Origin of the sequence: Pseudomonas sp. WS 5079 (assembly GCF_012985465.1) — a bacterium.
Classification (GTDB): domain Bacteria; phylum Pseudomonadota; class Gammaproteobacteria; order Pseudomonadales; family Pseudomonadaceae; genus Aquipseudomonas.
In genome coordinates this window covers 47,807-70,472 of the sequence record NZ_JAAQWN010000006.1, presented here as the reverse complement: position 1 = coordinate 70,472, position 22,666 = coordinate 47,807, and the positions used below count along the sequence as shown (strand labels likewise).

The 22,666-nt window shown below is 59.2% G+C and carries 27 protein-coding genes and 1 tRNA gene; 9 read left to right on the top strand and 19 right to left on the bottom strand.

The features are described 5' to 3' along the window. Positions 1-5 precede the first annotated feature (5 nt). Genes sctS through sctU form a run of 3 tightly spaced genes read left to right on the top strand, consistent with a single transcriptional unit; the run spans position 6 to position 2,162 of the window. Positions 6-269 carry a type III secretion system export apparatus subunit SctS gene (gene sctS, locus HBO05_RS16970; RefSeq protein WP_169954842.1) on the top strand — a complete coding sequence of 88 codons (264 nt, stop codon included), beginning with the start codon at positions 6-8 and terminating at the stop codon, positions 267-269. A gap of 10 nt (positions 270-279) precedes the next feature. Next, entirely contained in the window at positions 280-1,068 is a 789-nt protein-coding gene (gene sctT, locus HBO05_RS16965) for a type III secretion system export apparatus subunit SctT (protein WP_169954843.1), read from the top strand. Next, positions 1,065-2,162 (top strand): type III secretion system export apparatus subunit SctU, encoded by a 1,098-nt coding sequence (gene sctU / locus HBO05_RS16960; RefSeq protein ID WP_169954844.1) that lies wholly within the window; start codon positions 1,065-1,067, stop codon positions 2,160-2,162. Before sctT ends, sctU begins: the two co-directional genes overlap by 4 nt. Here sctU and HBO05_RS16955 read toward each other — a convergent pair. The 18 genes from HBO05_RS16955 to HBO05_RS16870 form a co-directional block, all read right to left on the bottom strand. Next, a complete protein-coding gene (locus HBO05_RS16955; RefSeq protein WP_172313483.1) occupies positions 2,159-2,521 on the bottom strand; it encodes a transcriptional regulator in 363 nt (120 codons plus the stop codon). The genes sctU and HBO05_RS16955 overlap by 4 nt on opposite strands. A 5-nt stretch (positions 2,522-2,526) precedes the next feature. Continuing rightward, positions 2,527-2,730 carry an HrpT family type III secretion system protein gene (hrpT, locus tag HBO05_RS16950; protein ID WP_169954846.1) on the bottom strand — a complete coding sequence of 68 codons (204 nt, stop codon included), beginning with the start codon at positions 2,728-2,730 and terminating at the stop codon, positions 2,527-2,529. Continuing rightward, positions 2,727-4,868 (bottom strand): type III secretion system outer membrane ring subunit SctC, encoded by a 2,142-nt coding sequence (gene sctC / locus HBO05_RS16945; RefSeq protein WP_169954847.1) that lies wholly within the window; start codon positions 4,866-4,868, stop codon positions 2,727-2,729. The genes hrpT and sctC overlap by 4 nt, the downstream gene beginning before the upstream one ends. A gap of 408 nt (positions 4,869-5,276) precedes the next feature. Then, positions 5,277-5,495, bottom strand: a complete 219-nt coding sequence (locus tag HBO05_RS16940) for a hypothetical protein (RefSeq protein ID WP_169954848.1) — start codon at positions 5,493-5,495, stop codon at positions 5,277-5,279. A gap of 94 nt (positions 5,496-5,589) precedes the next feature. Beyond that, positions 5,590-6,180 carry a type III secretion system stator protein SctL gene (gene sctL / locus HBO05_RS16935; protein WP_169954849.1) on the bottom strand — a complete coding sequence of 197 codons (591 nt, stop codon included), beginning with the start codon at positions 6,178-6,180 and terminating at the stop codon, positions 5,590-5,592. Between the two features lie 5 nt (positions 6,181-6,185). Beyond that, positions 6,186-6,743: a type III secretion protein gene (locus HBO05_RS16930; RefSeq protein WP_172313482.1), complete on the bottom strand. Its 558-nt coding sequence runs from the start codon at positions 6,741-6,743 to the stop codon at positions 6,186-6,188. Beyond that, positions 6,736-7,530 carry a type III secretion inner membrane ring lipoprotein SctJ gene (gene sctJ, locus HBO05_RS16925; RefSeq protein ID WP_172313480.1) on the bottom strand — a complete coding sequence of 265 codons (795 nt, stop codon included), beginning with the start codon at positions 7,528-7,530 and terminating at the stop codon, positions 6,736-6,738. The genes HBO05_RS16930 and sctJ overlap by 8 nt, the downstream gene beginning before the upstream one ends. Positions 7,531-7,536: 6 nt before the next feature. Continuing rightward, positions 7,537-7,902, bottom strand: a complete 366-nt coding sequence (locus tag HBO05_RS29340; protein WP_262381427.1) for a hypothetical protein — start codon at positions 7,900-7,902, stop codon at positions 7,537-7,539. Positions 7,903-8,005: 103 nt separating this feature from the next. After that, the gene (locus HBO05_RS16915; RefSeq protein WP_169954852.1) at positions 8,006-8,350 is read right to left on the bottom strand and encodes a hypothetical protein; all 345 of its coding nucleotides are present in this window, start codon (positions 8,348-8,350) and stop codon (positions 8,006-8,008) included. 46 nt (positions 8,351-8,396) lie between these two features. Next, on the bottom strand, positions 8,397-9,320 hold the full coding sequence (locus HBO05_RS16910) for a sigma 54-interacting transcriptional regulator (RefSeq protein ID WP_170058584.1): 924 nt from the start codon (positions 9,318-9,320) through the stop codon (positions 8,397-8,399). A gap of 425 nt (positions 9,321-9,745) precedes the next feature. Next, positions 9,746-10,846 carry a redox-regulated ATPase YchF gene (ychF, locus tag HBO05_RS16905; protein ID WP_099167955.1) on the bottom strand — a complete coding sequence of 367 codons (1,101 nt, stop codon included), beginning with the start codon at positions 10,844-10,846 and terminating at the stop codon, positions 9,746-9,748. Between the two features lie 22 nt (positions 10,847-10,868). Beyond that, a complete protein-coding gene (gene pth / locus HBO05_RS16900) occupies positions 10,869-11,453 on the bottom strand; it encodes an aminoacyl-tRNA hydrolase (RefSeq protein ID WP_003208389.1) in 585 nt (194 codons plus the stop codon). A 168-nt stretch (positions 11,454-11,621) separates the two neighbouring features. Next, complete coding sequence (locus HBO05_RS16895; RefSeq protein WP_169954853.1) at positions 11,622-12,221, bottom strand: 50S ribosomal protein L25/general stress protein Ctc; 600 nt, start codon at positions 12,219-12,221, stop codon at positions 11,622-11,624. A 138-nt stretch (positions 12,222-12,359) separates the two neighbouring features. Then, positions 12,360-13,301: a ribose-phosphate pyrophosphokinase gene (locus tag HBO05_RS16890; protein ID WP_003171603.1), complete on the bottom strand. Its 942-nt coding sequence runs from the start codon at positions 13,299-13,301 to the stop codon at positions 12,360-12,362. Between the two features lie 45 nt (positions 13,302-13,346). Further along, positions 13,347-13,421: transfer RNA gene (locus HBO05_RS16885), tRNA-Gln, on the bottom strand. Between the two features lie 36 nt (positions 13,422-13,457). After that, positions 13,458-14,306 (bottom strand): 4-(cytidine 5'-diphospho)-2-C-methyl-D-erythritol kinase, encoded by an 849-nt coding sequence (gene ispE / locus HBO05_RS16880; protein WP_172313478.1) that lies wholly within the window; start codon positions 14,304-14,306, stop codon positions 13,458-13,460. Position 14,307: 1 nt separating this feature from the next. Then, a complete protein-coding gene (lolB, locus tag HBO05_RS16875) occupies positions 14,308-14,925 on the bottom strand; it encodes a lipoprotein insertase outer membrane protein LolB (protein ID WP_070996768.1) in 618 nt (205 codons plus the stop codon). A gap of 4 nt (positions 14,926-14,929) precedes the next feature. Next, on the bottom strand, positions 14,930-16,654 hold the full coding sequence (locus HBO05_RS16870; protein WP_170043037.1) for a tetratricopeptide repeat protein: 1,725 nt from the start codon (positions 16,652-16,654) through the stop codon (positions 14,930-14,932). A 182-nt stretch (positions 16,655-16,836) separates the two neighbouring features. On the opposite strand from HBO05_RS16870, the gene hemA reads away from it, so the two are divergent. The 6 genes from hemA to HBO05_RS16840 all read left to right on the top strand — a co-directional run bounded on the left by hemA (position 16,837) and on the right by HBO05_RS16840 (position 22,204). Next, positions 16,837-18,126 (top strand): glutamyl-tRNA reductase, encoded by a 1,290-nt coding sequence (gene hemA, locus HBO05_RS16865; RefSeq protein WP_169954856.1) that lies wholly within the window; start codon positions 16,837-16,839, stop codon positions 18,124-18,126. Then, positions 18,123-19,205 carry a peptide chain release factor 1 gene (gene prfA, locus HBO05_RS16860; protein WP_169954857.1) on the top strand — a complete coding sequence of 361 codons (1,083 nt, stop codon included), beginning with the start codon at positions 18,123-18,125 and terminating at the stop codon, positions 19,203-19,205. The genes hemA and prfA overlap by 4 nt, the downstream gene beginning before the upstream one ends. Beyond that, entirely contained in the window at positions 19,206-20,036 is an 831-nt protein-coding gene (prmC, locus tag HBO05_RS16855) for a peptide chain release factor N(5)-glutamine methyltransferase (RefSeq protein WP_169954858.1), read from the top strand. Further along, positions 20,030-20,785, top strand: coding sequence for a molybdopterin-synthase adenylyltransferase MoeB (locus HBO05_RS16850; protein ID WP_169954859.1), 756 nt, complete (start codon positions 20,030-20,032; stop codon positions 20,783-20,785). The genes prmC and HBO05_RS16850 overlap by 7 nt, the downstream gene beginning before the upstream one ends. Continuing rightward, entirely contained in the window at positions 20,778-21,572 is a 795-nt protein-coding gene (gene murI, locus HBO05_RS16845; protein ID WP_170043036.1) for a glutamate racemase, read from the top strand. Before HBO05_RS16850 ends, murI begins: the two co-directional genes overlap by 8 nt. 113 nt (positions 21,573-21,685) lie before the next feature. Further along, positions 21,686-22,204: an acyloxyacyl hydrolase gene (locus tag HBO05_RS16840; RefSeq protein ID WP_169954861.1), complete on the top strand. Its 519-nt coding sequence runs from the start codon at positions 21,686-21,688 to the stop codon at positions 22,202-22,204. A gap of 123 nt (positions 22,205-22,327) precedes the next feature. Here HBO05_RS16840 and HBO05_RS16835 read toward each other — a convergent pair whose 3' ends face one another. Then, the gene (locus HBO05_RS16835) at positions 22,328-22,633 is read right to left on the bottom strand and encodes a YkgJ family cysteine cluster protein (RefSeq protein ID WP_169954862.1); all 306 of its coding nucleotides are present in this window, start codon (positions 22,631-22,633) and stop codon (positions 22,328-22,330) included. Between the last annotated feature and the right edge of the window lie 33 nt (positions 22,634-22,666).

The following is a 22,666-nucleotide window of genomic DNA, read 5'->3' as shown; positions in this document are numbered from 1 at the left end:
GATCTATGGAACCGATCGTGCTGTTCAAGCAGGGCATGCTGCTGGTGGTGGTGCTCTCGGCGCCGCCGCTGATCGTCGCGGTGATTGTCGGGGTGATGACGTCCCTGGTGCAGGCCCTGATGCAGGTACAGGACCAGACCTTGCCCTTTGGGGTCAAGCTGGTTGCCGTCGGCATAACCCTGATATTGACCGGGCGCTGGATCGGCGTGGAGTTGATTCAACTGATCAATATGACCTTCGACATGATTGCCCGCTCGGCACTGAACTGAGGAACAGCCTTTGCTCCTTTATCTGGAATTTTTGCCCAGCCTGCTGATCAGCATGGCCCGCATCTACCCGTGCATGTTCCTGGTGCCGGCGTTTTGTTTCCAGCATGTGCGCGGCATGACCCGGCATACGATTGTGATGGTGCTGGCCTTGTTCCCCACGCCCGGCATCCATGCCGCGTTGATGGGCAAGGATTACTCGGCGCTGCTGCTTGCCGGGCTGGTGCTCAAGGAAGCGGCCCTGGGCCTGTTGCTGGGGGTGTTGCTGTTCATGCCGTTCTGGATGGTCGAGTCGGTCGGCGCGTTGCTCGATAACCAGCGAGGCGCCTTGGCGGGCGGGCAACTCAACCCCTCGCTGGGGCCGGATGCCACGCCGGTCGGGCATCTGTTCAAGCAGTTGGCGATTTTTCTGTTGATCACTACCCTCGGGCTGGGGGCGTTGACGCAGGTGATTTGGGACAGCTATCTGATCTGGCCACCCACGGCCTGGGTGCCACTGCCCGCAGTCAATGGCTTCAGCGTGTTCCTGGGCCTGCTCGGCGATACCTTCGTGCACATGATGCTCTACGCCGCGCCGTTCATCGCGGTGCTGTTGCTGCTGGAGTTCGGCTTTGCCCTGCTGGGGCTCTACAGCCCGCAGTTGCAGGTGTCGACCCTGGCCATGCCGGCCAAGAGCCTGGCAGGCCTGGCCTTTTTACTGCTGTACTTTCCCCTGTTGGAAGATTTGATCGCCGGGCGCATGGGCCTTTTGCTCGACCTCAAGCACTCCCTGGGCGTGATGATTGGGGGCGTGGGGTCATGAGTGACTCAGGCGAGAAAAAACACGCGGCGACCCCCAAGAAACTCAAGGACCAACGCAAGAAAGGCCAGGTCGCACAGAGCCAGGACGTGGCCAAGTTATTGGTGCTTACCGCGATCAGCGAGATCGCCCTGTTTACTGCCCAAACCAGCCTGCAGCGCTTCCAGCAGTTGATGGCGCTGCCGTTTTCGCGCATTGGCCAACCGTTTGTTCGCGCCCTGGAAGAAGTGTTGATGGACGGCCTGGTGGTGTTTTTTTCGTTCGGCCTGTTGATGTGTGGGGTAGCGATTGCCGTGAAGCTGATGAGCAGTTGGCTGCAGTTCGGTTTTTTGTTCGCTCCGGAGAGCTTGAAGCCGGACTTCAATCGCCTCAACCCGCTCAATCAGGTCAAGCAGATGTTTTCTGCCCAGTCAGTGATCAACCTGTTGATGGGGCTCGCCAAGGCATTGCTGCTCTCGTTGATTCTGTATGTGGTGATCACCCCGTCCTTGGGGGTGCTGATCAACCTCGCCACCAGCGACCTGCAAAGCTACATCGTGGCGCTGATTACCTTGTTCCGCCATTTGCTGCACGCCTGCCTCGGGCTGCTGCTGGTGCTCGCGCTGGTCGACCTGGCCATGCAGAAGTACTTCTTTGCCAAGCGCATGCGTATGACCCAGGTGGAGGTGGTCAAGGAGTACAAAGACATGGAGGGCGATCCTCACGTCAAGGGCCAGCGCCGCTCCCTGGCCTATCAACTCGCCCAGGAAGAACCCAAGGTCAAGCTGCCCAAGCTTGAAGAGTCCGACATGCTGGTGGTCAACCCGACGCACTATGCCGTGGCGCTGTACTACAGGCCTGGCAAGACGCCGCTGCCCATGTTGGTCGACAAGGGCACGGATGCCCAGGCCCGCAAACTGATTGGCCGGGCCAAGGCTGCTGATGTGCCGGTGATCCAGTGTGTGTGGTTGGCGCGCATGTTGTATGAACGCAAGTTGGGCGCGCCGATCCCGCGGGAGACCTTGCAGGCGGTGGCGTTGATCTATCGCACCTTGCGTGAGCTGGATGATGAGGCCAAGCGCCAGACCCTGGAGCTGCCGGAGTTGGCGCGCCGCTAGGGCGCGCGGTGCACATCCAGGGCCTCGAGCCTGGCCAGGGAGAGCAGCCGGCTGACGATGTCATCGTGCGAATGGCCTTTTGGCGACCATGCATGCCAGATCACCAGGCTGCCCTTGCCATCGAGATAGACAAAGCAGCCATCGAACCCGATCGCGTGGGCAAAGCGCCGCTTCAGCACCTGGTCCAACTGGCCAGGCTGCAACGCCTCAGGTGCAATCTGCAAGGCCAGGCCAGCTTGGCGCCCGGCATTCAGACGGCATAGGCCAATGCCCGGACACAGCGACTGGTAGGCGGCATTGCCGCTTACCAGGTTGTCCAGGAGTACCTGGCGACGCGCACCCTCGTCGGGCAATCCCATGCTTGTCATTGCTCCAGCGAGATCGTCTGGTAATCGGCCCTTTCGCCCGAGGGGCCGGGTTCGACCCGCATCTGCGGCGGCCACCAGACCACCAGCTTGCCGGCGCTCGATTGTGGCCGTGAACAGGAGTCACCTTTGCACGTTGGTGTACAACCGCCCATCAACAGAGCCAGTGCGAAGAGGGTGATGCCGGCGAGTGGTTGTTTCATGGCGCAGTCTTCCGTGTTGGGGTGAGCAGGGACGGGCGGGAGATACCGATGTGTTCATCCTTGACCACCGGGCGCATGGCGATGAACACCTCAGCCTCTTCGCCCGGCTTGAGCCAGGCCCGTGGCCAGACGCTGACGGCCAGGGTCTGGGCGTTGCTGCATTCGTTTTCATCGATGCGCACGTTGCGTTTGAACTGGTTGCGCATCACCACCACCGCCACGTTGAACTGCGGGCCGGCGTACCACTGGCTGCGTTCGGTATTGAGCGCCAGCAACTCGCGAGGGTTGCACAAGGTGTTCAGGCCCAGGGGCATGGGCGCGGCCTTGAACGCATCGGGTACCTGGCCGGTGACGAGGTGGGCGAGGGCGCTGGTGATCTCGCTGCGCTTGATCACCGGCGGGTGCCCGGCATAGCGCCTGGCCAGCGGCTTGAGGGCTGCTTGCAGTTCCACCTGGTCGTCCTGGGGCAAGTAGCGTGACGGGTCGGCCTGGTCGCCGATTACCCGTGGGGTCAGGATAAACAGGCGTTCACGCCGGTTGTTTTTGCGCTGGGTTGAAGAAAACAGCGCCTTGCCCAGCAAGGGAATATCCCCCAGTACCGGCACTTTGTTTTTCTGGTCGGCGCTTTCGGTGACATGGAACCCGCCGACCACCAGCGAGCGTTTTTCAGCCATCACCGCCTGGGTGCTGACCTTGCCCCGGCGCACATCGGGGCCGATGCGCTCAGGGTTGGACTCGTCGAAGTTGCCGTCCTCGATATCCACCGCCAGATAGACCTGGTGGCTGCCGCGCGAGGTGATGACCCGCGGCACCACCTGGAAACTGGTGCCCACGGTGATGGGCAAGATGGTTGCGTTTTCGACGCCGGCGGTCAGGTACTGGGTGCGATTGAAGTCAATCACCGCCGGCTGGTTTTCCAGGGTCAACACTGACGGGTTGGACACCATGGTCGCCAGTCCCTTGGCCTCCAGGGCCCGGATGTCGGCGTAGAAGCGGTCACGGTTCTCGATCGATATTTGCGCGGAGGTGCCGGGCGCCATGTTCACACCGGCGCGAAAGCGACTGTTCTGAAAGCCCCAGTTGACCCCGAACTCGCGCAGTTGCGTGCGCTCGATATCAAGGATGATGGCGTCTATCTCCACCAGCTTGCGTGCCACATCGAGTTGAGCGATCAGTTCGCGGTACATTGCCTGGCGCTCTGGCAGGTCATAGATCAATACCGCGTTGTTACGCACATCGGCCTCGACACGGATCTTGCCTCGGGCAGGCGGTGCCCGGGATGTGAGCGCCATGCTTGGCCCCGTCTGCCCCAGGGACGCTTGCGAGCCGAGCATCTGGTCCAGCATCGGGTTGCCCAGGCGGGGCAGGATCGGGGTTATGGGCGAAGGCTGCGATGACGAGGTGGGGCGTGGGTTCATTGACGACAGTGCCGAGGCATCGCGAGGCTCCAATAACCCGCGCAACATGCTGGCAACCCCCGGGATGACCAGCTTTTCGCCACGGTAATCAATCGGGCGGTCCGCCGCGTTGGCGAACTTGAGCGGGAACGTCAGCACGCTCTGTTTTTCGTCGGGAGATTTACGCTGGCTGCTGAAGTTCTTGATCTGCTCGATATAGCGCTTGGGGCCTGAGACCAGCACCACGCCATCGTCGGGCAGTTCGCCCCAGCCAAAACGGCTATCGAGCAGGCCAATATCGGTCAATGCCTGCTTCAAGTCAGCCACGGTCTCGGCGGACACCTCGAGGCGCGCGGACTCTTGCTGGTCCAGGGTGCTGATGTACAGCGTGTTGTTGTACATGTACCACTGGAAGCGGTGTTCTACCCCCAGCCTGTCGAGCATCGACTGCGGGGTGTTGGCGCGTATCTTGCCATTGACGTTGCCCTCCAGCAGGCCGTCGATCTGCAATTGCGTGCCAAAGGTCTGGGCGAAATCCTCCAGTACATCGCGCACTGGCTTATGTTCGGCTTCATAGGCGTATGCGGTGTTTTTCCATTCGGCGGGGATAGCGGCGAGGGGGCTCTGCAAGGGCGCCAGCAACCAGGGCAGCACCAGCAGGCAGCACCAACGGCGGCTTTTTTGGGGGGATGCAGGCGAGACGGCGCGCAAGCAAGTGCGCTTGTGGTTTTTGTTATACATGGAGCGTTCCCTGATTAGTGCGGCAGCGATCGGAGTGACGTGGGCTGGAACCTTGGGGTTGGTTTTGTGAGGCGCGTAATCATTGCGCGCCAGGTATCGCGCTGGTTGAGCAGGGCTTCGAGACTGTCCAATAGATGCTTTTCGCCGGCGCTGTGCGGTAGACACTGGACGAGCCAGAGCACACCCGTTGCAGGCGCCTGGGCGAGCGCTCCCTGAAAGTGACTCAGGCTTGCATTGCCCAGGCGCATCCAGGTGTGGAGGTGTGATTTGTCAGGCCGGCTTGAGGTCAGTTGGACGCGCAGTAACAGGGTGTCAGAACCGCGGCTGAGGATTATTTCGTCGTCATCCTCAAACAGTATTAGTTCTTCAGTGCGGCTGTTCAACCAGTTGCAAAGTAGCTCCTTCAATTTACTGCCCGCTGTCCAGGCCAGACTTGAGCAGCATATGCCTGGCTCTAATATGCTCGGTGTAAACGTATTCGGATTTGCGATTCTTCCTCAGCAGTTCGTAGAACAAAGCCATATCTTCCTCAGATCCAGAGTTGTCTTCCATCAAGTCGCGGACATCGTTTCTAGTGAGCTTCGCATCCTGTACAAGTCGTGCTCTATAACCTTCGTAGTAGTTCATGGCTTCGCTCCTTTTGTGTTTCCTCTCTGTGGTTTGTATTTCGAATTGGTTCCAGATGTAGCCATTTATTTTGGATACATATGCGTGTTTAAAATCAGCTGCCCAAGAACTTGTCGCTTTGTTCCTGGAAACTATCGCGCATGGCGGCCCAGCCGATACAGAAGTCTCCCTCTTCGGTCTGTAGCAGCAGTGTTTGAGGTTTGACCGTATCGTCAGCACGCAACGCCCAGAGCGTATTGTTGTGGCCGGCCAGGAAGTGCCTGGCGGCTTCCAGTTCCTGTGGATGGCATAGCAAAGCCGCCTTGACCAGCGGAACCTGGCTTGCCATCAATTGCTTGATCAGGGCCGCCATGCGTTGTGCTGGGGGCGTTTCTTCGAGCAGCAGATCAATAGCCTGGTTGGCGATAGACGAGGCATAGCGCTCAAGGTTGTCGTACATCGCCTGGCGCTCGACTTCCCAGCGTTTGAACTGCGCATCGGCACGTTGCCAGATCTCAAGGCCGGCCTGTTCCAGGAGCTTTTCACGCTGCTTTTCTGCCAACTTCAGCAATTTCCTGGCCTGGGCCTTGGCGTGTTCCAACACAGTGTTGGCCTGGGCATAACCCGCCAGCGTTTCGCGGGGGATCAGGGTTTCGGGAGTGGCAGCGGCACCTTTGGGCAAGTCGATTTTATGTCGGCAAAACATCGTTTTCAGTCTCCATGGTCCTTGGCATAAGGCGCTTTACCGTCGCTGTTGATCGTTGCAATCCGCCAGACTACGGCGTGCCAAAGGGTATCGAGGCGACTGTACGAGTCGCCCAGCGAAAGGGCGTTTTTCTCCAGCTCCAAGACGCGCCTGCGAGAAAACCTCAATCTGATTCTCTGCCAGGTTGGCGGGCTGACCCAGGTTCGTAGTAATTGCAGGGGGTCGTCATCGGGCAACAACATATCTGCAGGCAACGCCTTGGAGAGTCGGTTGCACCACTGGAGGAGGCTTTCATTCAATAGGCTGGCGTGGCTCGGGCGACACGTGCTGTCGACCAATGCCAGCACCAGGTCCAGTTGGTCCGGCGAGGCGAGCGCCAATTGAAGCAGGGTGGGCTGGGGCGGGGGAGGCAGGCAGGGGGCGATGCCGTATATCTTGCCTACCCATGAATGCCGACTGCGATACAGCCCATTCAGCGCAGGGTGTTCATCAGCCGCTCTCCAATCTTCACGCGAATACATCCAGGGGGTTGCCCACCACTGGACCCAAGCCAGGTTACTCATCGGGCGCGTGGGCCGGGGCGTTAGGGGGTGGCGGCGGCAGTACGCGCTGGCCTCGGATCCGCCAGAACGTTACAGCGATAATCAGCAGCACCAAAACGATCAGGGTGAATGTGATACTGGCCCGCCAAAATCCAATGTCGTCCCCGGGAACCAGGAATGGACCGAAATAGGCCAGGCGTTGCTGCTCCATGTAGGCCGTTGCCGGGACGAATACCACGGTCAATTTTTGCGGGTTTTCGGCGGTGTTGGTCATGCCAGGGATACTGCTGGCAACCAGCCGGCGCACACGGGCCTGGATGTTGTCGGGGTCGAGCCGGGGATCGTGTTTGATGAACACCGATGCGGAGGCGGGTTGCACCGGTTCACCCGGTGCGACTCGCTCGGGCAACACCACGTGTACCCGGGCGACGATGACTCCGTCGATGTTCGACAGCGTTGTTTCCAGCTCCTGGGACAAGGCATAGATATAGCGCGCCCGTTCCTCAAGCGGGGTCGAGATGACCCCTTCCTTGCGGAACGTCTCGCCCATGGTGGCGCGGGCGGCCTTGGGCAATCCCACTGCATCCAGGGTACGTACGGCGCGTCCGATGTCGGATGCGTTGACCATCACGACAACACCGTCTTTGGCGGGAACTTTGCTGGCGCGTATATGTTTGTCTGCCAACTCTGCGAGGACCTCGTTGGCTTCCTGCTCAGAGAGTTGACGGTGAAGTTCGATACGTTCACTACAGGCATTGAGCATAAATGAAAACGCTAGAACTAATACAATACGCAGGGTGCGAGTCATGTTTATCTACTGAAGATTGCAGATTTTATCCACGCATTGTGCGGTTTTACCGACACTCTTGACGAGTAAATGCGTGAGCAATAGCGTATCGGACAGTTGGTCCGGGTATTTGCGCGCTTCGTCAAACTTATCGTCGCCACTCAGGGCACGCAGACTTTTGGTCATGCGTTGGGTTACGGAGGATAGTTTGCCTGATGCCTCGGAAAGCATACTTTGTGGCGTCGTATAAGTTGTCGCCGAATTTGCCGGCATTGACGGTGCCATGATTGAGGCAAAAAAGTTCACGTCGGTACTAGAGACAGATGAATCTTGTGCGCTTGCAGCGCCAGCAAGATTATCCTCTTCAAAAGAACTTACTCTTCCTATAAACATATGGCGCCTATTACGTAAGTACTCAGGAGGGGAGGTGTAGCGCAGACTTTAAGTGGCCTTCCCGCTATCAAGCACCAGGAAGGCCAGAGGGCTGCCGGACTGATTACAAACGGAGTGCGTCAGCGGCTGTTTTTATACCTGCGGTATTTTGGTTCTCCGCAGTTTTCCAAGCGTTTTTCACACCATCTGCCCTCTTTTTTGCTTCTGCGGCTTCAAGGCCCGCGTCGGCCTGTTCTACACTCATACCACCAGCGCCGCTGCCGTAAGGGTTAGATCCGGAAGAGCCAATAGAACCGATACTCATATTTTTTACTCCGTACTTAACGTTGATCTCACTGGAATAGGGCGATCCTGAGAGGTGGTGTGTCACATCCAGTTTCGCTGTTCCATGATTTATGTGGCGCAGAAGATGTATGCGTTCCACGTGTTTCTGGAGGGTGTATTTCAAAAGGTGTAACTTTTTCAGCGCCGTGCGGGTGAGTTGTGCAAGGTACTCAGGTCAGTGATATTTCCAGTTGTTTCATCCGGTAATAAAGTGTGCGCTTGGCAACGCCTAGTTCGATGGCCACCACGTCGACGTTGTGGGCGTGGCGGTTCAGTGAGGCTTCAATCAGTGATTTTTCTATCTGCTGTAGCCGCTCCTTGAGAGGCATGTTCATGTCTGCGCGCGCTGCCTCGGGGACGCAAAGGGGGGCTAACCCCAGGACGAAACGCTTGGCCGTCGAACGCAGCTCGCGGACATTCCCCCGCCAGGGATGACACAGTAATTGTGTTAACAGGTGGCTGGGGGGGGCCGGCACAGGGCATTTGAAATACTCGGCCTCCTGCCGGATCATTTTCAGGAACAAAGGGATGATGCGATCTCGTTGCTCGCGCAGGGGCGGCAGGTTGATGTTGACCACGTTCAGGCGAAAGTACAGATCGCGCCTGAACGCTCCTTGCTCGACCATCTCATGCAAGGATTGCTGCGCGGAGGCGATCACGCGCATATCCACTGGAATAAAGCGGGTTGAGCCCAGGCGCTCAACCCCCCGCGACTCCAGCACCCGCAGCAATTTGGCCTGCAGGCTCAGCGGCATGCTGTCTATTTCGTCAAGATACAAGGTCCCCAGGTGCGCGGCCTCGACAGAACCTGCACGTGACTGCATCGCCCCTGTGTAGGCCCCGCTGTTGACACCGAACAGTTGGCTTTCGGCAAGGCTCTCCGGTATTGCCGCACAGTTGAGTGCGACGAAATTCCCCCGCCGCCCCGATAAGCAATGAACACGTTGCGCCAAGGTGTCCTTACCCGTCCCCGTTTCCCCCAGCAGCAGCATGTCAATGTTGAGCGGGGCGGTATTTATGATAGTTGTTTCGATGTCTGGGTATTCGTTGAATGGCGTATCTGTTTCAACTTCGTTCTGATAGGAGGCCGACATATTGCTATTGCTCCAATAGAGTTGTCGCTTCACTATTGTTTGAATTAGCGAATGATATTGACCAGTAGACCGCAAAATATCCAGGTTGTCATCGCGAAAGGATGTTGGAATGCGCCGCTGTTGTGCTTTAAGTGTTTAGGGCGTTGTTCTTGGGAAATATTCAAGTTTTTGTAGGAAGGTTATTTGTAGCTGTTGGTAGGAGAAGTCTTAAATGATTTATGAATGTTATTGATTAAGCAAATCTCATGCTTGAAGTGGTTGCGTCCTGTTTTTTAGATGTCTTTATTAAAAATATTTAACGATTGCTTGATGTTTCATGGGCCGCTTGAACTGTTGGAGATCGGCGTCGTTATTGGTGCGGCCATAAAAAAAGCCGATGCTGGGCATCGGCTTTTTTTGTGGGGGCATAGGCCGCCGGTGAAGCGTTATACGTTGAAGCGGAAGTGCATCACATCGCCATCCTTGACGATGTATTCCTTGCCTTCCAGGCGCCATTTGCCGGCTTCCTTGGCCCCGGCTTCGCCCTTGAACTGGATGAAGTCGTTGTAGGCGATCACTTCGGCGCGGATAAAGCCTTTTTCGAAGTCGGTGTGGATCACACCCGCAGCCTGTGGTGCGGTAGCGCCAACCTTGACGGTCCAGGCACGCACTTCTTCGACACCGGCAGTGAAGTAGGTCTGCAGGTGCAGCATTTCGTAGCCCGCACGGATCACGCGGTTCAGGCCAGGCTCTTCCAGGCCCAGGGCCTCGAGGAACATGTCTTTCTCTTCGCCGTCTTCCAGTTCGGCGATTTCCGCTTCGATCTTGTTGCACACCGGTACAACCATCGCGCCTTCTTCTTCGGCAATGGCCATGACCACGTCGAGCAGCGGGTTGTTTTCAAAACCGTCTTCAGCCACGTTGGCGATGTACATCACAGGCTTGGTGGTCAGCAGGTGGAAGCCTTTGATCACGGCCTTTTCGTCGGTGCTCATGCTCTTCATCAGGCTGCGTGCAGGCTTGCCCAGGGTGAAGTGTGCGATCAGCTGCTCAAGCAGGGCCTTCTGGACCACTGCGTCCTTGTCGCCGCCCTTGGCGTTGCGCGTGACCTTTTGCAGTTGCTTTTCGCAGCTGTCGAGGTCGGCGAAGATCAGTTCCAGGTCGATGATCTCGATATCGCGTTTCGGGTCGACGCTGTTGGAGACGTGGATCACGTTCTCGTCTTCAAAGCAGCGGACCACGTGGGCGATGGCATCGGTTTCACGGATGTTGGCCAGGAACTTGTTGCCCAGGCCTTCACCTTTCGACGCGCCAGCCACCAGGCCGGCGATGTCGACGAACTCCATGGTGGTCGGCAGGATGCGCTTGGGATTGACGATGGCCGCCAGGGCCTCCAGGCGCGGATCGGGCATTGGCACGATACCGGTGTTGGGTTCGATGGTGCAGAAGGGGAAGTTCTCCGCCGCAATACCGGACTTGGTCAGGGCGTTGAACAGGGTGGACTTGCCGACGTTAGGTAGGCCGACGATGCCGCAATTGAATCCCATGGTGTTTCCCCTCGGATAAGAGTCAGGCCTTCTGGCTGTGCAGGTTTTTCATCGCACGGTTCCATTCACCGGCGAAGATATCCGGCAGCACGCCGAGGGCAAAATCGATGCTGGCATCGAGTTTTTCCTGTTCGGCGCGTGGCGCACGACCCAGGACGAAATTTGAAACCATACTGGCAACGCCTGGGTGGCCAATGCCGAGCCGCAGGCGGTAGAACGTATTCTGATTGCCCAACTGCGCGATGATGTCGCGCAGGCCATTATGACCGCCGTGGCCGCCGCCTTGCTTGAGCTTGGCAACGCCGGGTGGCAGGTCCAGTTCGTCATGGGCCACCAGGATTTCCTCGGGTTTGATCCGGAAGAAGCCCGCAAGCGCCGCGACAGCCTGGCCGCTGCGGTTCATGTAGGTGGTGGGAATCAGCAGACGAACATCCTGACCCTGATGCGAGAAGCGCCCGGTCAGGCCAAAATATTTGCGATCGGCCACAAGGTTTACACCTTGGGCGTGGGCGATACGCTCAACAAAAAGGGCCCCCGCGTTATGCCGGGTCTGTTCGTATTCGGCGCCTGGATTTCCCAGGCCAACGATCAGTTTAATGGCAGTCACGACAGGGGCCCTTCCTTTGGAGTTGTGGATAACATCGCCGCAACCAACGGGCGGCGAAAGTGGACAACAAGAGATCATTTACTCAAGAGTAAACGCCGCGTTATCGCCCGCTTTCTCGCTACGTTTCGGTCCGCGATGTTTCCTCAAGCTCCGGCATTACAGAGTGAATTACTCTGCAGCGCCTTCTTCAGCTTCTGGTGCAACGCGCGGAGCGTGAACGTTTGCAACAGCTTTGTCATCACCGTGAGCCAGTGCGACGAACTCAACGCCTTTAGGCGCCTTGAGGTCGGACAGGTGGATGATGTCGCCGATTTCAGCAGCCGACAGGTCGACTTCGATGAACTCAGGCAGGTCTTTCGGCAGGCAGGTCACTTCGATCTCGGCTACAACGTGCGAGATTTCGCCGCCTTTCTTGATCGGAGCAGCTTCGCCAACGAAGTGCACAGGTACGATAGCGGTCAGTTTCTGACCGGCTACAACGCGTACGAAGTCAGCGTGCAGCACGTGGCCTTTAGCTGGGTGACGTTGCAGGGCCTTGATGATGACGTTCTGCTTTTTGCCACCTACGTTCAGCTCGATGATGTGGCTGTAGGCCGCATCGTTTTCGAGCAGTTTGGCAATTTCTTTAGCCAGCATGCTGATGGATTCAGGGGCTTTTTCGCCACCGTAGACTACAGCTGGAACCAGGCTTGCGAGACGACGCAGGCGGCGGCTCGCACCTTTCCCCAGGTCGGAACGCACTTCAGCATTCAAAGTAAAATCGTTCATGTTGTATCTCCAAAATAACCACATTCGCCCCAGCGTTTGCGACCAGCGCTAAAGGCGATATGGGCAAAAAAGCCCCGCCCCAGCAGAGTGCTGGGGCGGGGCGCTTTTCGTCAGGTTGATGCTGCCAAGGTTTGACCCTTAGCGGAACATCGCGCTGATCGATTCTTCATTGCTGATACGGCGAACCGCCTCAGCAACAACCGGGGCGATATCCAGTTGACGGATACGCGCACAGGCTTGAGCAGCTGCGGACAACGGGATGGTGTTGGTCACCACCAGTTCGTCCAGCACGGAGTTCTCGATGTTCTCGATCGCTCGGCCCGACAGCACAGGGTGTGTGCAGTAGGCGAAGACTTTAGCCGCACCGTGCTCTTTCAAGGCTTTTGCCGCGTGGCACAGGGTGCCGGCGGTATCGACCATGTCATCGACCAGAATACAGGTACGCCCTTCGACATCACCGATGATATGCATCACTTCAGAGTGATTGGCTTTCTCACGGCGTTTGTCGATGATCCCGAGGTCCACGCCCAGGGATTTGGCAACAGCCCGTGCACGCACGACGCCACCAATGTCCGGGGACACGATCATCAGGTTTTCAAAGCGCTGGTCTTCGATGTCATCCACCAGGACGGGGGAGCCGTAGATGTTATCTACCGGAATATCGAAGAACCCCTGGATTTGGTCAGCGTGCAGGTCAACCGTGAGAACACGGTCGATACCTACCACGGTCAGCATGTCAGCGACGACTTTCGCGCTGATAGCCACACGTGCAGAACGCGGACGGCGATCCTGACGGGCATAACCAAAGTAAGGGATTACAGCTGTGATTCGAGTCGCTGAGGAGCGGCGGAAGGCATCAGCCATCACGACGAGTTCCATCAGGTTATCGTTGGTCGGAGCGCAAGTCGGCTGAATAATGAAAACATCTTTACCGCGGACATTTTCATTGATCTCGGCTGTAATCTCGCCGTCGGAAAATTTACCGACAGAGATGTCACCGAGAGGGATATGCAGCTGACGTACAACACGCCGAGCCAGATCGGGGTTGGCATTCCCCGTAAAGACCATCATCTTGGACACGCGCAGTACCTAGAGGCTGAGGGTAACCTGGATGAGTATAGAAAATGGCAGGGGCGGCTGGATTCGAACCAACGCATGGCAGGATCAAAACCTGCTGCCTTACCGCTTGGCGACGCCCCTGTATCTGTTGCAACGAGTACCCAGTACTCGGTTCCTTTAGAGCAGACTTTGCAACTTGCGATGCAACATCGAAACGTTGCTTCCCTTTGCTACAAACCCTGTAAGGGTCTCTGTAAGAAGGGCCGAGACTTTATCAGCTTCAGCTTTGTTTGGGAAGCCCCCAAACACACAACTTCCAGTTCCGGTGAGTTTTGCTTCGGTAAATTTACCTAACAAATTCAATGCGTTATGTACATCTGGATAACGCCTTGCTACCACCGGTAAGCAGTCATTTCGACTGTTTCCCTTGGGAACGGGGCGCACTTTAATGGGAGAAGAGTTACGTGTCAACAACGGATCTGAAAAAATTTCTGCTGTACTTACAGATACTTGCGGAACAAGCACGACATACCACGGCTCTTCGGGGTCTACGGGTGTGAGTTTTTCCCCGACACCCTCAGCAAATGCGGCGTGTCCACGCACAAAAACCGGGACGTCGGCGCCCAGGGTCAGGCCCAGTGCGGCCAGGCGATCTTCGTCCCAACCCAGTTGCCATAAGTGATTGAGACCGAGCAGGGTGGTCGCGGCATTCGAGCTGCCGCCGCCGATGCCGCCGCCCATGGGCAGGATTTTATCGATCCAGATATCGATGCCCAGCGTACAACCGGATTGCTGCTGAAGTTTTTTTGCGGCCTTCACGATCAGATTGCTGTCGTGGGGTACATCGGCAAATTCGGTGTGCAGTTGAATCACGCCATCGTCGCGCACGGCGAAGGTCATCTCGTCGCCGTAGTCGAGAAATTGAAACAGCGTCTGCAACTCGTGGTAGCCGTCTTCACGACGACCGAGGATGTGCAGCATCAAATTGAGCTTGGCCGGGGACGGCAGCGTCAGGCGTTCAGTCATGTCACTGCCCCAGTTTGCGTGGTTGCCAGTCCTTGATCACCAGCGTGACATCAAGGTTGGAGCCGTGCAGCTTGATACGTTCGGGCAGCCAGTAGCCGCTTTGTTCCACGTAGCTCAAGTATTCAACCTGCCAGCCATCCTGTTCCAGGGTGGCCAGGCGACTGTCGCCATTGAGGCTCAGGCGGCTCTTGCTGTCAGGTGCGGGCAGCCCGCGAACCCACCAGACCAGGTGCGAGACTGGCAGCTTCCAGCCGACCTGCTCTTCGAGCAAGGCCTCCGGTGACGGCGCTTCGTAGCGGCCCTGGTTGGCTACCTCGAGGCTCACTTGTCCCGGTCGACCGGTCAGGCGTGCAGCGCCACGGCCCAGGGGGCCGGAGAGGCGGATGTCGTAATAGTCTTGGCGTTGCAGCCAGAACAAGGTACCGCTGCCCGAATCCTTCGGTGCGCGAACCCCGATCTTGCCCTCGATCTGCCAGCCATCAATGCTGCTGAGCTGATCCTTGTGCTGTCGCCATTGTGCCGGGTTGCCCTGGCCTTCGACGGACTCACGGGCACCGAAGCCCGCACAACCGGCGAGCAAGGCGATAAAACTGAAAACGATGGCGTGGCGCAAAAACATAGAATTAAAGAGTCTCGGATCCGGTCAGGCGCTTGATGGTGCTGCGCAGGATAGGGCTGTCGGGTTGTTCCTTGAGGAACTTGGCCCAGATTTGTCGGGCTTCGCGCTGGTTGCCTTTGGCCCAGAGCACTTCGCCCAGGTGCGCGGCGACTTCCTGGTCGGGGAACCGCTCCAGGGCCTGGCGCAGCAGGCGTTCGGCTTCGTCGAGGTTGCCCAGGCGGTAATTCACCCAGCCCAGGCTGTCGAGCACAGCCGGGTCTTCCGGGTTGAGCTGGTGGGCCTGTTCGATCAGGGCCTTGGCCTCGGCATAGCGCGTCGTACGGTCTGACAAGGTGTAGCCCAGGGCGTTCAGTGCCATGGCATTGTCCGGGTCGCGCTTGATGATCAGGCGCAGGTCTTTTTCCATCTGGGCCAGGTCATTGCGTTTTTCGGCCTGCATGGCGCGGGTGTACAGCAGGTTCAGGTCGTCGGGGTATTGCAGCAGGGCCTGGGCGAGGATTTTCCAGGCGCGCTCCCCCTGATTGTTGGCCGACAAGGTTTCGGCCTGGATCAGATACAGCTGGATAGCGTAGTCCGGCTCGGCATCACGGGCAGCGGCCAGGCGTTTTTCGGCTTCGTCGGTGCGGCCGTTGTTCATCAGGATATCGGCCTGGCGCAGTTGTGCCGGCAGATAGTCGTTGCCGGGGCCAACCTGGGCGTATTCGATCAGTGCGCCTTGCGGGTCATCCCGTTCCTCGGCGATGCGCCCCAGGTTCAGGTGGGCCGAATCGACATGGCTTTCCCGCGCGATCAGGTCTTCCAGGTAGCCCTTGGCTTCTTCCCAGGCCTTGGCTTCCAGGCAGACCAGTGCCAGGGAGTAACGCAATTCGTCATCGTCCGGGTATTGCTGGACCAGGCTGGCGAACTCTACCTTGGCGTCTTCCATGCGGTCCTGTTCCACCAGCATGCGTGCGTAGGTCAGGCGCAGGCGCTTGTCGTCCGGATACTTCTTGATGCTTTTTTGCAGCAGCGGCAAGGCTTCCTTGCCGCGATTGAGGCTTTGCAGCAGGCGTGCGCGCAGCAGCAGCGGGGCGATTTCACCTTCTTCCGGCGGGTTCTGCTCCAGCAGCTTGAGAGCCGCTTGCGGTTCATCATCCTGTTGCAGCAGCAGCGCCTTGCCAAAGACCAACTGGCCATTGCTTGGGTGCTTTTGCAGCAGGCGGTCGAAACTCTTCATCAGGCCATCGCGGGTGTCCTGGTCGGTGTCGGCGGCCGACAGGGCGAGGAAGTCGAAATGAGTGTCGCCCTTGCCCTGCAAGACTTTCTCCATATAGACCATGGAGTCGTCGTAGCGCCCGGCACGTGCCAGTTGGATCGCCGCGGCGCGCTGGGCTTCCAGGTCGTCCGGGGCGTTTTTCGCCCAGATCAGCGCGGTATCCAGGGCGGCCTGGTCGGCGCCCAGGTACTCGGCGATGCGAAACGCGCGCTCGGAGATCCCCGGGTCCTGGGTGTTGATGGCCTGGGTCACGTAGTTATCCAGGGCAATGTCGAAACGATTGCGCTGGCCGGCCAGCTCCGCGCTCAGCAGGCTGAACACTGTTTCTTCGCTGAACGAGGAATAAACCTTGGGTTTTTCAGGGGCGGGGGTGCTGTCTTCCACCGGCGCAGGATTCTGCGGCGATACGGGGGCCATGGACTGGCAGCCGCCGAGGAAGGCAAGGGCAAGGAGCAACGCGGAAGATCTATTCATATAGGAAGAGGACGACTAACCTGCGGTCGGATCATCATGACACAAGCCCTCGGCCAAACATAACCGAGTCTCAATTGGCGCCTTTATAGACACAAGGCATTAGGACAATAGACGACGGTGGTTGTTCTGGATGAGTCGAAGTAGGACAATTGTCGGCTTCTCGACATCATCAGCGATATTGAATGGCCTTCCTTGCTCTGGGTATCAACCACAAGACTGCTTCTGTAGACGTCCGCGAGCGCGTGGCGTTTACCCCGGAGCAGTTGGTTGAGGCTTTGCAGCAGCTGTGCCGGCTCACCGACAGCCGCGAAGCTGCGATCCTTTCCACCTGCAATCGCAGTGAGCTCTATATAGAGCAGGAACATCTTTCGTCGGATGGGGTGCTGCGCTGGCTGGCTGATTACCATCATTTGAGCCTGGATGACCTGCGCGCCAGCGCTTATGTGCATGAAGATGATGCGGCAGTTCGTCACATGATGCGTGTGGCATCCGGGCTCGACTCCCTGGTTTTGGGCGAGCCGCAGATCCTCGGCCAGATGAAATCGGCCTACGCCGTGGCCCGTGAAGCCGGGACCGTGGGGCCGTTGCTGGGGCGTCTGTTCCAGGCCACCTTCAATTCGGCCAAGCAGGTGCGTACCGATACGGCGATTGGCGAAAACCCGGTCTCCGTGGCATTCGCCGCTGTCAGCCTGGCCAAGCAGATCTTCAGCGACCTGCAACGCAGCCAGGCCCTGCTGATCGGCGCCGGCGAGACCATCACCCTGGTCGCCCGGCACCTGCATGACCTGGGGGTCAAGCGGATTGTGGTGGCCAACCGAACCCTGGAGCGCGCCAGCATCCTGGCCGAAGAGTTCGGCGCCCACGCGGTGCTGCTCGCCGACATCCCGGCGGAACTGGTGCGCAGCGATATCGTCATCAGCTCCACCGCCAGCCAGTTGCCGATCCTTGGCAAGGGCGCGGTGGAAAGCGCGCTGAAGCTGCGCAAGCACAAGCCGATTTTCATGGTGGATATCGCCGTTCCCCGGGATATCGAGCCGGAAGTCGGCGAGTTGGACGACGTTTACCTCTATAGCGTCGACGACCTGCACGAAGTGGTCGCCGAAAACCTCAAGAGCCGCCAGGGCGCTGCCCAGGCCGCCGAGGAAATGGTCGCGATCGGCGCCGATGACTTCATGGTGCGCCTGCGCGAGCTGGCCGCGGTGGATGTGCTCAAGGCCTATCGCCAGCAAGGCGAGCGCCTGCGTGACGAGGAATTGATCAAGGCCCAGCGCCTGCTGGCCAATGGCGGCAACGCTGAAGATATCTTGATGCAATTGGCCCGTGGCCTCACCAACAAGCTGTTGCATGCTCCCAGCGTACAGCTTAAAAAACTGACAGCCGAAGGCCGCCTCGATGCGCTGGCCATGGCCCAGGAACTCTTTGCCCTCGGTGAGGGCGCGTCAGACAGCTCTTCGGATAAAAAACTGCAATGAAAGCGTCACTGCTCAATAAACTGGACGTGCTCCAGGACCGTTTCGAAGAACTGACCGCCTTGCTCGGCGACGGCGAGGTTATTTCCGATCAGACCAAGTTCCGTGCCTATTCCAAGGAATACGCCGAAGTTGAGCCGATCGTGACCACCTATTCGCAACTGCTCAAAGTGCAGGCCGACCTCGAAGGCGCCCAGGCGCTGCTCAAGGACAGCGACCCGGACATGCGTGAAATGGCCGTGGAAGAAGTCCGCGAAGCCAAGGAAAAGCTCGTCGAGCTCGAAGGCGACCTGCAACGCATGCTGCTGCCCAAAGACCCTAACGATGGGCGCAACGTCTTCCTGGAAATCCGCGCCGGCACCGGCGGTGACGAGGCGGCGATCTTCTCCGGCGACCTGTTTCGCATGTATTCGCGTTATGCCGAGCGGCGCGGCTGGCGCGTGGAAATCCTCTCCGAAAACGAAGGCGAGCACGGCGGCTACAAGGAAATCATCGCCCGCGTCGAAGGCGAGAACGTCTACGGCAAGCTGAAGTTCGAATCCGGCGCGCACCGCGTACAACGTGTGCCCGCCACCGAGTCCCAGGGCCGTATCCACACCTCGGCCTGCACCGTGGCGGTATTGCCAGAACCGGACGAGCAGGAAGCCATCGAAATCAACCCGGCGGACTTGCGCGTCGACACTTATCGCTCATCGGGCGCCGGTGGCCAGCACGTCAACAAGACTGACTCGGCGATCCGCATCACCCACTTGCCGTCCGGCATTGTGGTGGAGTGCCAGGAAGAGCGTTCCCAGCACAAGAACCGGGCGCGGGCCATGTCCTGGTTGTCGGCCAAGCTCAACGACCAGCAGACCAGCGCCGCGGCCAACGCAATTGCCAGCGAGCGCAAGTTGCTGGTGGGCTCGGGTGACCGCTCCGAGCGCATTCGCACCTATAACTACGCCCAGGGCCGGGTCACCGACCATCGGGTCAACCTGACCCTGTATTCCCTGGACGAAATCCTTGCCGGTGGCGTGGACGCAGTGATCGAGCCGTTGCTCGCCGAATACCAGGCCGACCAACTGGCCGCGATAGGTGAATAAATGACCATTATTGCCAGCTTGTTGCGCGCCGCCGACCTGCCAGATTCGCCTACCGCCCGCCTGGACGCCGAATTGCTGCTGGCCGCTGCCTTGGGCAAGTCCCGCAGCTACCTGCACACCTGGCCGGAAAAAATCGTCAACAGCGAAGACGCGCTGCGCTTTGCCGATTACCTGCAACGTCGCCGCAGCGGTGAGCCGGTGGCCTATATCCTCGGCCAGCAAGGCTTCTGGAAGCTCGACCTGGAAGTCGCGCCGCACACCCTGATCCCACGCCCGGACACCGAGTTGCTGGTGGAAGCAGCCCTGGAGTTGTTGCCCGCCACCCCGGCCACTGTCCTGGACCTGGGCACTGGCAGCGGCGCCATCGCCTTGGCCCTGGCCAGCGAGCGCCCGGCCTGGCGCGTGACGGCGGTGGATCGCGTGCTCGAAGCGGTGGCCCTGGCCGAGCGCAATCGCCAGCGCTTGCACCTGGATAACGTCACGGTGCTTAACAGTCACTGGTTCAGCGCCCTGAAAGATCACACCTATCACCTGATCATCAGCAACCCGCCCTACATTGCCGACAGCGATCCGCACCTGGTGGCGGGCGATGTGCGTTTCGAGCCGGCCAGCGCACTGGTGGCCGGCCACGATGGCCTGGACGACCTGCGCCTGATCATCGCCCAGGCGCCGCAGCACCTGGAGGCTGGTGGCTGGTTGCTGCTCGAACACGGTTATGACCAGGCCCCGGCCGTGCGTGACTTGCTGCTGACCCAAGGTTTCGAAGAGGTCCACAGCCGTATCGACCTCGGCGGCCACGAGCGCATCAGCCTGGGGCGCCGGCCGTGCTGACCGATCAGGAGCTGTTGCGCTATAGCCGACAGATCCTGTTGCAACAGGTGGACATCGACGGCCAGTTGCGCCTGAAAAACAGCCGCGTGCTGATCGTCGGTCTCGGCGGCCTCGGTGCCCCGGTGGCCCTGTACCTGGCGGCTGCCGGCGTGGGTGAGCTGCATCTGGCGGACTTTGATACCGTCGACCTGACCAACCTGCAACGCCAGATCATCCACGACACCGACAGCGTTGGCCTGAGCAAAGTGGACTCGGCCATCCGCCGCCTGAGCGCGATCAACCCCGAGGTCCGGCTGGTTGCCCATCGCACGGCGCTGGACGCCGACTCGCTGGCCGCCGCCGTGGCCGATGTGGACCTGGTGCTCGACTGCTGTGACAACTTCACCACCCGTGAGGCGGTGAACGCGGCGTGCGTGGCGGCTGGCAAGCCCCTGGTCAGCGGCGCGGCGATTCGCCTCGAAGGCCAGCTCTCGGTGTTCGACCCACGCCGCCCGGAAAGCCCCTGCTACCACTGTTTATATGGGCACGGCAGCGATACCGAATTGACCTGCAGCGAAGCCGGCGTCGCCGGCCCATTGGTAGGCCTGGTCGGCAGCCTGCAAGCCCTGGAAGCCCTGAAGCTGCTGGCTGGCTTTGGCACACCGCTGGTTGGGCGCCTGCTGTTGATCGACGCCCTGGGCACACGTTTTCGCGAACTGCGGGTCAAGCGCGACCCCGGTTGCAGCGTCTGCGGTAGCCAGCATGGTTAAGGATGCACCGATTGGTGTGTTCGACTCCGGTGTCGGCGGTCTGTCGGTGCTGGACGAAATTCATCGGTTGTTGCCCCATGAATCGCTGCTGTACGTGGCAGATTGCGGGCATATCCCCTATGGCGAGAAAACCCCTGCATTCATTCGCGAACGTTCGCGGGTGGTCGCAGAGTTTTTCCGTGGGCAGGGCGCCAAGGCCTTTGTGATTGCCTGCAACACGGCAACCGTGGCGGCGGTCGCGGATTTGCGCAGTGATTACCCGGACTGGCCGCTGGTGGGCATGGAGCCAGCGGTCAAGCCAGCCGCCGCCGCAACCCGCAGCGGTGTGGTCGGGGTGCTGGCCACTACGGGCACCCTGCAAAGTGCCAAGTTCGCTGCGCTGCTGGATCGTTTTGCCACCGACGTGCGGGTGATTACCCAGCCATGCCCGGGGCTGGTGGAGCTGATCGAAGCCGGCGACCTGGACAGCCCGGCGCTGTGCCAGATGCTGCAAGGTTATGTCGCGCCGCTGGTCGAGGCCGGATGCGACACCATCATCCTTGGTTGCACTCACTATCCTTTCCTCAAGCCACTGCTGGCGACGATGCTGCCACCGTCGATCATCCTGATCGACACCGGGGCGGCCGTGGCGCGCCAACTGCAACGCCTGCTGGGTGAGCGTCAACTGCTGGCCGAGGGCAATCCTCGGGCCGCGCAGTTGTGGACCAGCGGTGATCCGCAACATCTCAGAAATATCCTACCCACACTATGGAAATTCAGCGGCGTTGTGCGAAGCTTCGCCCTGTGAAAAATTCGTGAAATAGCGGGTTTTCCGGCTGAACTTCTGCGTTGTCCGTGATTTCTATAGCTCTTGATGAGCAGTACAAAACCATACAACTTCGTTTGGAAAGGATGTTTCTTATGAGGCGCTTGTTCTGTTTGGCTGCGATTGCGGCCGTCGTGGTGGGACACTCGGTTTCGGCCCAGGCTGCCGGCCTGGAGTTTGCGGTGGGGCATACCAGCGATTCGACCATGACTTATCGTCTGGGCCTGCAATCGGACTGGGACAAGAGCTGGTGGCAGAGCGATGTGGGGCGCCTGACTGGCTACTGGAGCGGCGCTTATACCTTCTGGGACGGTGACGAACGGGCGAGTGTCAGCAGCCTGTCGTTTTCGCCGGTGTTTGTGTATGAATTTGCCGGTGAGTCGGTCAAACCCTACATAGAAGCGGGGATCGGGGTGGCGCTGTTCTCACGCAGCCGGGTCGAAGACAACAACATTGGCGGCGCTTTCCAGTTCGAAGACCGCCTGGGCTTTGGCTTGCGCTTTGCCGGTGGGCACCAGGTGGGGATCCGTGCCACGCACTATTCCAACGCTGGCATCAGCAGCCACAACGATGGTATCGAGAGCTATTCGTTGAACTACACCATGCCGCTCTGATTTTCCCCAGCACAGCAGAACCCATGTAGGAGCGGGCTTGCCCGCGATGCAGACGACTCGGTGCTTCAGACAAACCGAGGTGATGCTATCGCAGGCAAGCCAGCTCCCACATTTGCCCTGGGATCAGCGGTAGACCGTCGCAATCCCCAGGCGCTCTTCAAGGCACTCCGGCGCGCCCATCTCGAATTCCCGGCAGATCAGCGGTCGTTTCTCATAGATCGTGCACATCATCGTGTCGCGATCCAACGCCGCGCACCAGCCGTCGTCCAGGCGCAGCATGACTTCGCCGCCCCAATCGTCCGTATCGATAAAGCGATCAGGCACGCCAGTGTCGGTGATCAGCATGACTTCCAGCTGGCAGCAGCAGGCTGCGCACGTGGAGCAGGTGACGGCAGGTTCGGTGATTTGGGTGTGCGGGATGGTGGTCATAGGCGCGCAGTGTAAGGCAAGCCGGTCTAGCGC